Origin of the sequence: Acinetobacter minutum (assembly GCF_035916735.1) — a bacterium.
Lineage (GTDB): Bacteria > Pseudomonadota > Gammaproteobacteria > Pseudomonadales > Moraxellaceae > Acinetobacter.
On record NZ_JAQIHG010000002.1, the window covers coordinates 146,651 to 159,399 of the forward strand.

Annotated in this window: 14 protein-coding genes; 7 read left to right on the forward strand and 7 right to left on the reverse strand. The window is 45.0% G+C overall.

Going from position 1 to position 12,749, the window contains the following annotated elements; translation table 11 throughout:
* Positions 1-115 precede the first annotated feature (115 nt).
* Positions 116-832 carry a glutamine amidotransferase gene (locus tag PAE54_RS01690; RefSeq protein WP_326518181.1) on the forward strand — a complete coding sequence of 239 codons (717 nt, stop codon included), beginning with the start codon at positions 116-118 and terminating at the stop codon, positions 830-832.
* Between the two features lie 57 nt (positions 833-889).
* On the opposite strand, the gene PAE54_RS01695 is transcribed toward PAE54_RS01690, so the two are convergent.
* A complete protein-coding gene (locus PAE54_RS01695; RefSeq protein ID WP_273778983.1) occupies positions 890-1,477 on the reverse strand; it encodes a YceI family protein in 588 nt (195 codons plus the stop codon).
* 265 nt (positions 1,478-1,742) lie between these two features.
* Positions 1,743-3,731: a transketolase gene (gene tkt, locus PAE54_RS01700; RefSeq protein WP_326518182.1), complete on the reverse strand. Its 1,989-nt coding sequence runs from the start codon at positions 3,729-3,731 to the stop codon at positions 1,743-1,745.
* 534 nt (positions 3,732-4,265) lie between these two features.
* Between tkt and metK the strand changes: the two genes are divergently transcribed.
* Both metK and PAE54_RS01710 read left to right on the forward strand, forming a co-directional pair.
* The gene (metK, locus tag PAE54_RS01705; protein ID WP_326518183.1) at positions 4,266-5,432 is read left to right on the forward strand and encodes a methionine adenosyltransferase; all 1,167 of its coding nucleotides are present in this window, start codon (positions 4,266-4,268) and stop codon (positions 5,430-5,432) included.
* A 101-nt stretch (positions 5,433-5,533) separates the two neighbouring features.
* Positions 5,534-5,836 (forward strand): monooxygenase, encoded by a 303-nt coding sequence (locus tag PAE54_RS01710; RefSeq protein WP_326518184.1) that lies wholly within the window; start codon positions 5,534-5,536, stop codon positions 5,834-5,836.
* A 69-nt stretch (positions 5,837-5,905) separates the two neighbouring features.
* Here PAE54_RS01710 and PAE54_RS01715 read toward each other — a convergent pair whose 3' ends face one another.
* A complete protein-coding gene (locus PAE54_RS01715; RefSeq protein ID WP_442784369.1) occupies positions 5,906-6,151 on the reverse strand; it encodes a hypothetical protein in 246 nt (81 codons plus the stop codon).
* A gap of 296 nt (positions 6,152-6,447) precedes the next feature.
* On the opposite strand from PAE54_RS01715, the gene PAE54_RS01720 reads away from it, so the two are divergent.
* Positions 6,448-6,651, forward strand: a complete 204-nt coding sequence (locus PAE54_RS01720; protein WP_326518185.1) for a hypothetical protein — start codon at positions 6,448-6,450, stop codon at positions 6,649-6,651.
* On the opposite strand, the gene PAE54_RS01725 is transcribed toward PAE54_RS01720, so the two are convergent.
* Complete coding sequence (locus PAE54_RS01725; protein ID WP_326518186.1) at positions 6,648-7,280, reverse strand: LysE family transporter; 633 nt, start codon at positions 7,278-7,280, stop codon at positions 6,648-6,650. The two genes, PAE54_RS01720 and PAE54_RS01725, sit on opposite strands and share 4 nt — an antisense overlap.
* 31 nt (positions 7,281-7,311) lie before the next feature.
* Positions 7,312-7,623 carry a hypothetical protein gene (locus tag PAE54_RS01730; RefSeq protein ID WP_273778974.1) on the reverse strand — a complete coding sequence of 104 codons (312 nt, stop codon included), beginning with the start codon at positions 7,621-7,623 and terminating at the stop codon, positions 7,312-7,314.
* Positions 7,624-7,906: 283 nt separating this feature from the next.
* Between PAE54_RS01730 and PAE54_RS01735 the strand changes: the two genes are divergently transcribed.
* Complete coding sequence (locus PAE54_RS01735) at positions 7,907-8,602, forward strand: pirin family protein (protein WP_326518187.1); 696 nt, start codon at positions 7,907-7,909, stop codon at positions 8,600-8,602.
* Between the two features lie 66 nt (positions 8,603-8,668).
* Here PAE54_RS01735 and PAE54_RS01740 read toward each other — a convergent pair whose 3' ends face one another.
* On the reverse strand, positions 8,669-9,229 hold the full coding sequence (locus PAE54_RS01740; protein WP_273778972.1) for an FxsA family protein: 561 nt from the start codon (positions 9,227-9,229) through the stop codon (positions 8,669-8,671).
* Positions 9,230-9,355: 126 nt separating this feature from the next.
* Here PAE54_RS01740 and ruvC point away from each other — a divergent pair, with 126 nt between their 5' ends.
* Positions 9,356-9,901 carry a crossover junction endodeoxyribonuclease RuvC gene (ruvC, locus tag PAE54_RS01745; RefSeq protein ID WP_326518188.1) on the forward strand — a complete coding sequence of 182 codons (546 nt, stop codon included), beginning with the start codon at positions 9,356-9,358 and terminating at the stop codon, positions 9,899-9,901.
* Positions 9,902-9,916: 15 nt separating this feature from the next.
* Here the strand turns inward: ruvC and PAE54_RS01750 are convergent, their stop codons facing one another.
* A complete protein-coding gene (locus PAE54_RS01750) occupies positions 9,917-11,389 on the reverse strand; it encodes an NAD(P)H-hydrate dehydratase (protein WP_326518189.1) in 1,473 nt (490 codons plus the stop codon).
* A gap of 25 nt (positions 11,390-11,414) precedes the next feature.
* Here PAE54_RS01750 and queG point away from each other — a divergent pair, with 25 nt between their 5' ends.
* Positions 11,415-12,515, forward strand: a complete 1,101-nt coding sequence (gene queG / locus PAE54_RS01755; protein WP_326518190.1) for a tRNA epoxyqueuosine(34) reductase QueG — start codon at positions 11,415-11,417, stop codon at positions 12,513-12,515.
* Positions 12,516-12,749 lie beyond the last annotated feature (234 nt).

Genomic DNA, 12,749 nt, shown 5'->3' on the forward strand with positions numbered 1-12,749 from the left:
TTTATAATATATTTTTTAATATTTTATTTGAGATATTTCCGATTGATTAAAATCAGGTTGGTTTTTTTCAAACTTTTGCTTAAGGTGAAAGCAAGTTTTTTATTGTGCTGATCCCATGACACCATCTAGCTTTCCAAAAACAATTTATGCCATTCAGCATCTGGCTTTTGAAGATTTAGGCTCCCTTGAAGATCTGTTTTACCAACTCGGCTACCGGATACGTTATTTTGAAGCGGGGGTAGATAATTTACGTCAGGCTCTCGAATTTAAGGGTTTAACCATTATTCTCGGTGGCCCGATCGGGGTTTATGATCACACTGATTACCCGTTTCTCACCGCGGAAATTGAGTTATTAAAAAAACGGCTGGCACAAAATCTGCCAACACTCGGGATCTGTCTGGGTGCCCAACTGATTGCACATGCCTTAGGTGCACGGGTATATGCCGGAACACAGAAAGAAATTGGCTGGAGCAATCTTAACCTGTTGCCGGTAGCTGACAACCCGCTCCAGCCTTTACAAAATACCCCTGTCTTACACTGGCATGGCGATACTTTTGACCTTCCCGCACAGGCAACTTTACTGGCAGGAACAGAACTTTATCCCCATCAAGCCTTTCAGGTCGGTCACACCATTCTAGCCTTACAGTTTCATTTAGAAGTTGCGGAAGAATACCTGGAAAAATGGCTGATCGGCCATCATTGTGAATTGCGCCAGGAACAAATTTCTATTCCAGCCTTGCGTGCAGACAACCAGCGTTATGCTGCAACACTAGAAATACAGGCCAAACACATTATTCAAGGTTTTCTGGAGCAGATCAGTACGTCGGCATAATTTACTCACCAATAAAAAAGCACCCGATTGGGTGCTTTTTTGAGCCACTAGAACCGCTTATTTTTGTGCCGGTACAGAAGCTTCGGTAGTGATGTTTACCGTGATTTTATCACCTACGTTTGGCACATAAGCACCTACGCCAAATGCAGAACGGTCAAATGAGGTTGTTGCATTGAAACCGATGGCCTGTGCTTTAGTCATTGGGTGTTCGCCTTGTTTATTCAATACAGCATTCAAAACTACTGGCTTGGTCACATTTTTAATGGTCAAGTCACCCGTAATTTTATATTTGTTTTTACCTACAGGCTGCACCTTAGTACTTTTGAAAGTGATGTTTGGATATTTTGCCGCATCAAAAAAATCCGCAGTTTTCAAATGCTCATCCAACGCTTTTACGTTGGTATTCAGGCTTGACAATGGAATGGTTACATTCACTGAAGAATTAGATGGTTTAGCATTATCCACATTGATCGTACCCTGAATATCAGAAAAGTTTGCAGATGGTGTAGAGAAACCGAAATGGCTCCAAGAGAACACTGTGGCCGTGTGAGTCGGATCAATCTGATATGCTACTGGCTTTGCGAAGGTGAATGTTGTTGCAGTTGCGACTGCTAGGCCTAGACCTAAAGCTTTTAAAGAAGTCATTGTGTTATCTCATCGAAGAATTTATCAATAGTGCTTATTTTAGAGATTATGGTTTGAATTTCATTGTCATAGATAAAACAGATCGTTTTAAATATAGAACATCATTTTTTGCTGCATGTGATTAACTCAGCATTTATTGTCCCAATTTAAATCCTCTTATTCTAGGTCGCTGTAGTACTGTGTATGGATTTTGTTACACTGTTTAAAACCAAAAATCCTTTGCATAAAAAAACGCCCCGAAGGGCGTCTTCACACTCACAGTCGATTACGCTGTTAATTCTTTCACTGCAGCAACCACAGCTTCAGTCGTGATGCCAAAGTACTGGTACAGATCTTTGGCTGGTGCAGACTCACCATAGGTCGTCATGCCGATAACTTTGCCGTCCAGACCTACAAACTTCCACCAGTAGTCCACATGCGCTGCTTCAACTGCAACACGTGCACGAATCGCAGCTGGTAATACTGCTTCACGATACGCGGCATCTTGCTTCATGAATTCTTCAGCACACGGCATAGATACAACACGCACACCGTCAAGCTGTGCATAAGCTTCCATCGCCAAGGCAACTTCTGAACCTGTCGCAATAATGATTGCCTTCAATTCGCCTTTTTCTTCAGCCAGGACATAACCGCCTTTCGCCGCATTCTCAATTTGTGCTGGAGTACGCGTCTGGAATGGCAAGTTCTGACGAGAGAAGATGAGAGCTGTTGGGCCTTCTGAACGCGTCAAAGCGGATTTCCAAGAAATTGCTGCTTCAACGGTATCTGCTGGACGCCAAGTGTTCAAATTCGGTGTACCACGCAGTGAGGCAATCTGTTCAATTGGCTGATGCGTCGGGCCATCTTCACCTAGACCAATAGAGTCATGGGTATACACGTGAATCACGCGCTGTTTCATTAATGCCGACATACGTACCGCATTACGCGCATATTCCATAAACATCAGGAAGGTGGCTACGTAAGGAATGAAACCACCATGCAATGCAACACCATTCGCAATCGCGGTCATACCAAACTCACGCACACCATAGTGTACGTAGTTGCCTGCAGGGTTATCTTGTACACCTTGCGCACCTTTCCAAAGGGTCAGGTTAGAACCGGCCAAGTCAGCAGAACCACCGAGAATTTCAGGAAGTTCCGGTGCAAAAGCCTGAATCGCATTTTGGCTAGCTTTACGGGTCGCAATCGTTTCAGCTTTTGCATTGACTTCAGCGATGTAGGCATCGGCCTTTGCGACAAAATCGGCTGGCAATTCACCTGAAAGACGACGTTGCAATTCGGCTGCTTCAGTTGGATATTTCGCTTGATATTGCGCAAAGCGTTCATTCCAGGCTGCTTCAGTTTCTGCACCTTTGGCTTTCGCATCCCATGCTGCATACACGTCAGCAGGAATTACAAATGGTTCATTCGTCCAGCCCAATGCTTCACGGGTCAAGCTGATTTCATCAATGCCCAGTGGTGCACCGTGACAGTCTTCTTTACCTTGTTTGTTCGGAGAGCCTAAACCGATAATGGTTTTACAGATAATAATCGTTGGCTTTTTGCTTTCAGCTTTGGCTTCAACAGTCGCTTGACGGATGGCTTCAGCATCGTGACCGTCGACACGGATGACCTGCCAGCCATAAGATTCGAAACGTTTTTGGGTATCGTCAGAGAACCAGCCTTCGACTTCACCATCAATCGAAATCCCGTTGTCATCATAATAAGCAATCAGTTTGCCCAGCTGTAAAGTACCTGCCAATGAACAGACTTCATGTGAAATGCCTTCCATCAAGCAGCCATCACCTAGGAAACAGTAGGTGTAATGATCGACGATACTCAAGTCATCTTTGTTGAATTGTGCTGCCAGTGTTTTTTCAGCTAAAGCGAACCCCACTGCATTGGCAATCCCTTGACCTAAAGGACCTGTCGTCGTTTCCACACCTGGCGCATAACCGTATTCAGGATGTCCTGGTGTTTTTGAGTGGAGTTGACGGAACTGTTTTAAGTCTTCAATCGAAAGCTCATAACCTGTCAAATGCAAAAGTGCATAGTGCAGCATTGAGCCATGGCCATTCGACAATACAAAACGGTCACGGTTCGCCCATTGCGGGTTGCTTGGGTTATGATTCAGGAATTCACGCCAAACCACATCAGCGATATCTGCCATCCCCATCGGTGCACCTGGATGTCCTGAGTTGGCTTTTTGCACAGCATCCATAGCCAGTACACGAATTGCATTTGCAATACGACGTTCGTTCAAAGGGGTCGTCATAGGTCAGATTCCAAATCAACGTTTAAAGAGAATATGAATCGAAGAATTCAAAAATTGCGTCTATTGTCTTAAAAAATGCTTAAAGGGTAAAGCCTAGACTGCTCAATAGTACGGTTTTTTTCCGTTTCTATAAAATCAGACGTCGAAAATCTAACACAGGCTAAAAGAAAACCTGCACTTGGCTTCAGCTCTGTAATGGACTTTAAAAATAAGATTTTTTATTGATGACTCAATTAAGCTGAATATTGTTCAGCTTAATTTATTGGGAAAAATGAAGAAATGAAAACAGCCATTAAAAGGCTGGAATTTAGCCTTTCAGGCTAAAATTACATAATTTCCTTTTCATGGAGTGCCTTTAATACCTCCTCTTTTTTCGGAGATTATTAACTCGATCCAGCCTTCTTAAATCGTCATCGCATTTAAAATGCATTCAATTTGAAATTAATTCATCTAATTTAGTCAGGTTAAGCTAGTCCTAAAGTCTAACTCGATGTAACATATTGCGTCTTTTGAAATAACTGTGATAGGACTTTCATGCGCGAGTACGCTGTTTTTACTTCGGAATCTGTAAGCGAAGGCCATCCAGATAAAATGGCTGACCAGATCAGTGATGCTATTTTGGATGCAATCTTAAAAGAAGACCCTTATGCACGGGTTGCTTGTGAAACCCTAGTTAAAACGGGTGCAGTTGTCCTTGCGGGTGAAATTACTACAACTGCCAACGTTGACTTTGAAGCGATTGTACGCCAAACCGTGAATGGTATCGGCTATCACCATTCTGATCTGGGTTTTGACGGATCGACTTGTGCGGTCATCAACATGATCGGTAAGCAGTCACCTGAAATTGCACAGGGTGTTGACCGCCAAAAACCTGAAGATCAAGGTGCAGGTGACCAAGGCTTGATGTTTGGTTACGCGAGTCGTGAAACTGATGTACTCATGCCAGCACCGATTTCTTACGCTCACCGTTTAATGGAAAAGCAAGCAGAATTACGTCGCGGTGGTGCTTTGCCATGGTTACGCCCAGATGCGAAAAGTCAGGTGACATTTGCTTATGAAAATGGCATGCCTGTACGTCTAGACGCGGTGGTACTTTCAACGCAACATGACCCTGAAATTTCTCAGGCTCAGCTTAAAGAAGCCGTGATTGAAGAAATCATCAAGCCGGTGATTCCTGCCAACATGTTCCATGCGGATACCAAATTCCACATCAACCCAACCGGGATGTTTGTGATTGGTGGTCCAGTAGGTGACTGTGGTCTTACAGGTCGTAAAATCATTGTAGATACTTACGGTGGTATGGCACGTCACGGCGGTGGCGCATTCTCCGGTAAAGACCCATCTAAAGTGGACCGTTCTGCTGCCTACGCAGGCCGTTATGTGGCTAAAAATATTGTCGCTGCTGGCTTGGCGGATAAATGTGAAATTCAGGTGTCTTACGCGATTGGTGTTGCTGAACCAACCTCAATCTCGATCAATACGTTTAATACCGCAAAAGTGGATGAAGAACTGATTATTGCACTGGTTCGCGAGCACTTCGATTTACGTCCTTACGGCATTACCCGTATGCTGAATCTGATCCAGCCAATGTATCGTAAAACAGCGGCTTATGGCCATTTTGGTCGCGAAGGTTCAGATACCGCCTTTACCTGGGAAAAAACCGACAAAGTGGAAGCACTCAAAGCCTCTGCTGGTCTGTAAGTTTCTTTGTAGAAAAAACCCGCAATTGCGGGTTTTTTTATTGATAAAAACACACAGATTAAGTATTCATAAATAATCGTTCTTTCAAAAGCAGCATAAAGATGGCCGTTTTATTACAAGTTGATTTTCCCAGTCATGGACCTTTCCAGCAAGAGATGGTCGAAGCCTATCGCCCCCTCGCAGAAAGCATTAATCAGGAACCTGGTCTGCTCTGGAAAATCTGGACAGAAAACAGTGAAACCAGTGAAGCGGGTGGCATCTATTTATTTGAGACTCAGGAACATGCAAAAAATTACTTGGAGATGCATACAGCGCGTTTACAAAGTTTTGGCATACAAAACATACGCGGTAAGATTTTCGAAGTGAATGAGTCTTTATCACGCATCAATCAAGCCCCCCTGTAACTTTATACAGTGAATGGCTAGCGGAACTAAAAAATCCTGCCGATTAGCACCGCGCAGGGTTTTATTAGGCTACTGATTAGAACGTTCCTGATTCAAGATCTGCAGGATAGTCTGTTGTGTGGGTGGAGTATCTTGATGACCCTGAAAATAAACCCGCACGACCTGAAATACCACAGCTACCGCTAAACAGGCAGCCATACAAAAGATCCAGAAACCATAAGGGCTACGAATGGTATGGGAGCCACATTCTGGACATTCCTTATCCGTCGCAGCCAGAACTCTATTGCAGCAAGCACAACGATATTGATGGTACAACATAGGGAGCCTCCTACTTTGTCCGTCGATTTATTATTATTTTTACACTACTTATACTATAGAAATGACTGACTTGATTATCCATGGTGCTTCTGTGAAAGTTTGTAATCCGCGCGTCGCAATATAAAACCATTTTATGTCGAGCTGATGACATCAGAATCAAAGCATTATCTGTCACCAAATAAAGTCCCGTTACTGTTCCCAACTCAGGAGTTACAGCAGCCTCCACACAATTTTCAAACGCATCCAAAGCAAGATTTGCTAAACTGACAAAGAAGTATCAATGAGGTCAAAACATGACACAGTTAATTAATAAAGGCGGTTTTCGTGAGCGTGCAAACCGTAGTCGTCGTTATGCCCATTCGGAAAATCAGCAGACCAGCCTGCCACCACATAGCTACAGTGAAAAGTCGATCCCGACACATCACGAAACAGAAAATGCTCATCCCGTTCCGAGCGACCAAACTAAACAACAAGGCATCGAAAAAACTCAGGATTAAAACAAGGCTTTCAGCACATCTAGCCATAGCCACAGGGCAAACATCATAAATAATGCGCCCGAGATCAGATCAATATAGCCTCCTGAACGCTGATAAAGTGTCTTAATCCGAGGTAAAGACATAATCCACATAAACAGCGCAAAGGTCAGAAACGTCTGCAGTGGTATAAGCACAGCCAGCTGCTGTTTGATACTTTCCGATGCAGATGAACTCAGTGCCAGAGAAAACACACTGCTAAAGTAAATCAGTGTCTTGGGATTGGATAGATTGGTCAACAAACCCAGCACAAAGTAATTTTGTGCTGCTTGCACTTTCCCTTCTTGCCAAACCGTGTTGTGTTGCAATGTCGCACGTCCGGCCTGCCACATCCCCCAACCCATTTTTGCCAGGAAAAAGCCGCCGCACAGCATCAGGAGCTGCTGGATCCAGGGCCATTGCTCGATCAGTACCGTAAAGCCCAATAAGGTCAGCACGACCCAAACCACAATCCCGACAGAAATCCCCGAGATGATTTTCAGCGTATTAGCACGAGTGTTAGATGCCGCACTTTTGGCGATCAATAGCACATCCGGACCCGGGCTCAACTGTGCGACAAAGTGCAATATCGAAATGGTTAATAACAGAGACATTAGGTTTTAATTCTTCAAAACAGGCAAAAACTTAATGCTGGCTAAATCCGAGATAACGGTACATACCCTCGATACCCAGCTCAGCTTGAATCTGCTGTTCGACTACATAATTTGCACTGGCCAATGTGGCGGGAATATTCATTTCAGGATCTTCATGGATATCATCCACGCTCTGTGTCAAGGCTGCTTCAAACCGATCACTGATAAACTCAAAGCCCAAATCCATCGCGATGTATAAAGTATGTTCACACGGCTGCACATACTGTTCCTGCTGCCAATCAATCACTGCCTGCTGGCAAAAAGGACAAGTAATGTTGGCGTCTGCGGGGAAAATATGTGGCATAGTAAATCCTGCTAATCGGAACGGAACTTGGAGTTGAGCTATTATAGCGGGCTTCTCTGCACAGACTGTATATAAGTCTCAAGAACGGTCTGGTTTTTATACAATACACTTGAGCTGCATGGCATTTTCAGATTTGTTTTGTATCAGTGCATAAATACCGCATCATTCTAAAAACAGAACAAAACATTGCATGAATACCTATAGGCACTGATTTTGTCCTTCGTCATAATAAGGCCAGACACATCAATAACGGGCCTAGGCCCACCAGCCGAGGGGATTTCTGATGAACGCCTATTTGCATAAAAGTTCCGACCGTGGCCATGTCAAAGAAGGCTGGCTCGAAACTTATCATAGTTTTTCCTTTGCCAGCTGGTATGACCCACGCTTTATGGGCGTGAGCGCACTACGCGTGATTAATGATGACACGATTGCAGCACATAACGGTTTTGGCACGCATCCGCATGACAACATGGAAATTTTAACCTGTGTATTGTCCGGGCAGATTACCCACAAAGACAGTATGGGCAACCAAGGCTATATCCGTGCCGGTGAATGGCAGTTGATGAGTGCAGGAACGGGTGTGCGTCACAGTGAAATTAATGAAACAGATGAACCTGTTCATTTGTTGCAGATCTGGTTATTGCCGAATGTCCGCGATGCTGAACCAACCTACCAGCAAATCGCGCTGAATCCTAAAGATTTACCAAACCAATGGCACACTATTGTGGCTCCGACACAAGAGGCTCCGTTATTTATCCGTCAGGATACGGTAATTCAATCAGCTTATCTTTTGAAAGATCAGAAACTTCCGATTCAAACCAGCAAAGGTTTGAATTATGTCCATCTGATTGAAGGCTCGGTTCAAATCGGTGAATATACGATCAATGCGGGTGATGCCTTGGCCTTTGCTGATCCTAGTGAAATTATCGCCAGTGACAATGCCTTGATGATCTGGTTTGATTTACCCGCCAAAGCATAAACGTCAAGTACAGAAAATAAAAAACCGAATCTTAGATTCGGTTTTTTATGGTCTAGTGTGAATAAACTACTTCACATCTTTCATTTCAATTTTTTTTGCTTCGGGTGTAATTTCACGTGCTTCACCATCGATCACGCTCGAATCTGTACCACGTTGCTGGCCTTGCATTTGCTGCATTTGACGCATCATTTCTTCAAACGGATTACCACCCTGACCGGACGCACCCATTCCTCCCATCATGCCGCCCATCATTTTATCCATCATGGCTTGCTGACGTTTGGCCATAGTTTTCATCAAGGCATTACGAAACACTGTTTGTACACCTGGAATCATGACTAAAACCGCAAGAACATCCGTAATCAGACCCGGTAATAACAACAGAAAACCAGCCATTGCAGTGGCCAGTTTTTTGCTCACCGCAGGATCATTGCCCAACTGACCCGTCATTTGCATTTGTTGTAATTGCGGCATGATATTCGCGGTACTCGAACGAATCAGGTTCAAGCCAATAAAAAACGCGATAATAAACCAGAAAAAGACATACCAGCCACTGATGAACTGCGCTACGCCAATCCAAACTGCAATTTCAGCAATCGCACCAAGTACAACGATAAGAAGTAAATTCATGTAAAAACTAAGTCTAATCTCAAGAAGAAGGTTCAATTCAGTATCAAGGCAGCCAAATGCAGCATCAAGCTTTTTTCATACCGTTATGTAACAATATGGGCGTTATTGTATTTTTAAAGTCTTGGCATGTCACTTATTATTGGTATCGACCCCGGTTCACGTTTAACAGGTTATGGCATTATTGAAAAACAGGGGCAAAATTTACGTTTTGTCGATGCCGGAACCATTCGCACCGAAAGCACCGACATGCCTGAACGCTTAAAGCGCATTTTTGCTGGCATCGAACGTATCGTCAAATTTCATGGTCCAACCGAAGCCGCTGTAGAACAGGTGTTTATGGCACAAAACCCCGATTCTGCACTCAAACTGGGGCAAGCCCGGGGTGCGGCAATTGCGGCACTGGTCAATCTGGATTTAGCCGTTGCCGAATATACCGCACGCCAGATTAAACAGTCAGTCGTCGGCTATGGTGCAGCAGACAAAGAACAAGTGCAAATGATGGTAATGAAACTGCTAAACCTGAGTATTCGACCACAAGCCGATGCTGCAGATGCCCTCGCCGCAGCAATCTGTCATGCACATGCGTCAGGCAGCATGACAAAACTGGCGGTACTCAATGCGCTCGGCGGCATGGCACGTGGCCGTAGCCGTAACAGCAGCAGACGGCGCTAAAACCTGATTGCACAATTAACGATTCACCAATTGTTGAATCGCCTGCCTCATTTCATGGGCTTGCAGGCCTCGCATACCCTGTTCAGCCAAGCAATCTCCAGCTTGGGCATGCAGCGTGACGATCTCATGCAAGGCGATCTGCTGGTGTAATTGTGCCTTTAAACTTGCGATCATCCCGGCCAACACATCCCCCATGCCACCAGTTCCCATCCCCGGATTGCCTGCAGTACAAATCCACAATTGTTGATTTTCCAGAATCAGGCTACCGGCACCTTTAAGCAACCATTGCCCGGCATAACGCTGTTGCAGTTGCTGAATGGCTTGCACCCGGTCGGATTCGACCTGCTGCACGCTGCTATTCAATAATCGAGCTGCTTCGCCTGAATGCGGAGTGGCATAGATATGTGCTTCGAGCTGAGCCTCGGGGTGAATGGCTAAAAACCACAAGGCATCGGCGTCCAGCACCACCTCTAACTGCTCATTGTTGAGCAAACGTGGAAACCAGCGCTGGAATTGTGCCTCGGCCCAAGCATCACGCCCAAGCCCCATCCCAAAACAGACAGCATCAATATGTAGTAATACTTCATCCAGATCGGCATCGGATAAGGCATCTAAATCTTTCAGCATGATATTTGGGGCACGGGCTAAAATGGCTGCATGGTGTTTTGCATCGCAGGCAATGGTCACTTTCCCTGCACCTGCAGCAAATGCGGCTTCTGCCGCCATGATCACGGCACCGCCCATATTGGCATACCCCCCCACCACCAGCACATGCCCATAACTGCCTTTATGCCCATGGGCTTCACGGCGTGGCAATCGAATCTGCTGTGGCGATAAATATGCTAAAGGCTGTAGCTCACGATCTGCAGGGATCAGTGAAATACAATTCACCTGTCCTGAATATTCTTTGCCTTGCCCGGTAAACAATCCGGCTTTTAAGCCCAGCACTGTATAGGTATGCTGTACCTTGACGGCACACGGTAGAGGCATACCTGTATTGGCCTGCAAACCACTTGGGATATCAATCGCGACTTTCAGCCCCGATTGGACATTGAATTGCTGAATAGCAGTTTGCCAACCTTTATCCAACTCTCGATTTAAGCCAATCCCAAACAACGCATCAATATGACAATCAAACGGCTGTTCGGGCTGAAAATGGGGATGAATGGTCAGTCCCAAAGCACTGGCCTGAGCATGCGCCTGTTGCAGATCGGTGGATTCTCCCAACGGCGCAGCAAATATTTCCACATGATAGCCTTGTTGCTGTAAATAACAGCCGACCAGATACCCATCGCCGGCATTATTGCCCTGACCACACCACACGGCAATGCGCTGGATGGGGTTTGGATGATGCTGAAAATGCTGCTCTAAACGCTGAGCAATCTGCCAGGCTACCTGCTGCATCAGGCCAAAAGAGGAATTTTGCTGTGCAAACCAGCGGCGTTCCCATGCTTGCACATCACGGCTATGATAAACTGGCTGGCGCATTTTTTTATTCTCCATCGACTGGTCTATGACTGCATCTCAAGCAACCCGAAATATTCCCATTGAACAGATTGATCCCGAAAGCCTCAAAGCCTGGATTAAGGCTCAGGCGCTGGAATTGGGTTTTGCTGATTGTGTCATTGCCAAACCGGATGCTCAAGCGCAAATCCCGCATCTAAAAAAATATTTAGAACAGGGATTTCAAGCCGATATGCATTTTCTTTCGGAAAATCTGGAGAAACGTGCAGACCCAACCTTACTGGTCCCTAACACCAAAAGCATTATTTGTGTGCGCATGAATTATCTGGTGGAACGTCCACAACCGCGGCATGTGCCTGATCAACCCAACAGCGCCATTATTGCACGTTATGCGCGGGGGCGGGATTATCATAAAACCATGCGTGGCTGTTTAAAGACATTGGCCAGCAAAATCCGGGAAAAAGTCGGTGATTTTGAATCACGTCCATTTGCTGATTCTGCACCTATTTTTGAGAAATCCCTGGCTGAAAGTGCAGGTATGGGCTGGACGGGTAAACATACTTTACTGATCCATAAAAAATCCGGTTCTTTTTTTGTCTTGGGTGAATTGTTTACCTCGTTGGAATTACCTTTTGATGAACCAGCCACGGCACATTGTGGGTCATGTACCGCCTGTATCGACATCTGCCCTACTCAGGCCATTGTTGAGCCTTACCTGCTGGATGCACACAAGTGTATTGCTTATCTGACCATTGAATATCAGGGCATTATTCCCGAAGCATTACGCGCCGGTATTGGTAACCGTGTTTTTGGCTGTGATGACTGCCAGCTGATCTGTCCTTGGAACAGTTTTGCCCAGACCACGACTGTCGCGGATTTTGAACCACGCCACCAGCTAGATCACAGTAGTTTGCTAGACTTATGGCAATGGGATGAAGCCACCTTCCTGAGCAAAACCGAAGGTAGCCCCTTACGCCGTACCGGCTATCAGAGTTTTAAACGCAATATTGCCATTGGTTTAGGCAATGCCCCATACTCGGAAGAAATCATGCAACAACTGGATTCAGGCAAAGCCCTACATGATGACCTTGTGAATGTGCATATTGACTGGGCCTTAAAACAGCAACAGAGCAAGAAATTGCAATCTTGAAAAAATCATGAATCCAATGCCTCAAGTTTAACCAAATGACCAGTTAAATTGGAGAATCGTCATTTTATTAACAAATTTTTCTCTTTTTTAGTCGCATAAGAAAAGTAAAAAAAGACGTTTAAGTGTATCGATAAGAAAATTTTGTGATTAACTGACCAATTCCTAATTTCTATACAGGGCTTGGATCTCATCGGGATAAATCATCATTTACCGACAATTATGAAATATTTTGCC

What these genes read in the sequence shown, in the direction of transcription:
- PAE54_RS01740 (WP_273778972.1), bottom strand. Translation starts at nt 9,229, where the DNA reads ATGAATTTACTTCTTATCGTTGTACTTGGTGCGATTGCTGAAATTGCA.
- PAE54_RS01710 (WP_326518184.1), top strand. Translation starts at nt 5,534, where the DNA reads ATGGCCGTTTTATTACAAGTTGATTTTCCCAGTCATGGACCTTTCCAG.
- PAE54_RS01725 (WP_326518186.1), bottom strand. Translation starts at nt 7,280, where the DNA reads ATGTCTCTGTTATTAACCATTTCGATATTGCACTTTGTCGCACAGTTG.
- queG (WP_326518190.1), top strand. Translation starts at nt 11,415, where the DNA reads ATGACTGCATCTCAAGCAACCCGAAATATTCCCATTGAACAGATTGAT.
- PAE54_RS01690 (WP_326518181.1), top strand. Translation starts at nt 116, where the DNA reads ATGACACCATCTAGCTTTCCAAAAACAATTTATGCCATTCAGCATCTG.
- PAE54_RS01720 (WP_326518185.1), top strand. Translation starts at nt 6,448, where the DNA reads ATGACACAGTTAATTAATAAAGGCGGTTTTCGTGAGCGTGCAAACCGT.
- ruvC (WP_326518188.1), top strand. Translation starts at nt 9,356, where the DNA reads ATGTCACTTATTATTGGTATCGACCCCGGTTCACGTTTAACAGGTTAT.
- PAE54_RS01735 (WP_326518187.1), top strand. Translation starts at nt 7,907, where the DNA reads ATGAACGCCTATTTGCATAAAAGTTCCGACCGTGGCCATGTCAAAGAA.
- metK (WP_326518183.1), top strand. Translation starts at nt 4,266, where the DNA reads ATGCGCGAGTACGCTGTTTTTACTTCGGAATCTGTAAGCGAAGGCCAT.
- PAE54_RS01750 (WP_326518189.1), bottom strand. Translation starts at nt 11,389, where the DNA reads ATGCGCCAGCCAGTTTATCATAGCCGTGATGTGCAAGCATGGGAACGC.
- PAE54_RS01695 (WP_273778983.1), bottom strand. Translation starts at nt 1,477, where the DNA reads ATGACTTCTTTAAAAGCTTTAGGTCTAGGCCTAGCAGTCGCAACTGCA.
- PAE54_RS01730 (WP_273778974.1), bottom strand. Translation starts at nt 7,623, where the DNA reads ATGCCACATATTTTCCCCGCAGACGCCAACATTACTTGTCCTTTTTGC.
- tkt (WP_326518182.1), bottom strand. Translation starts at nt 3,731, where the DNA reads ATGACGACCCCTTTGAACGAACGTCGTATTGCAAATGCAATTCGTGTA.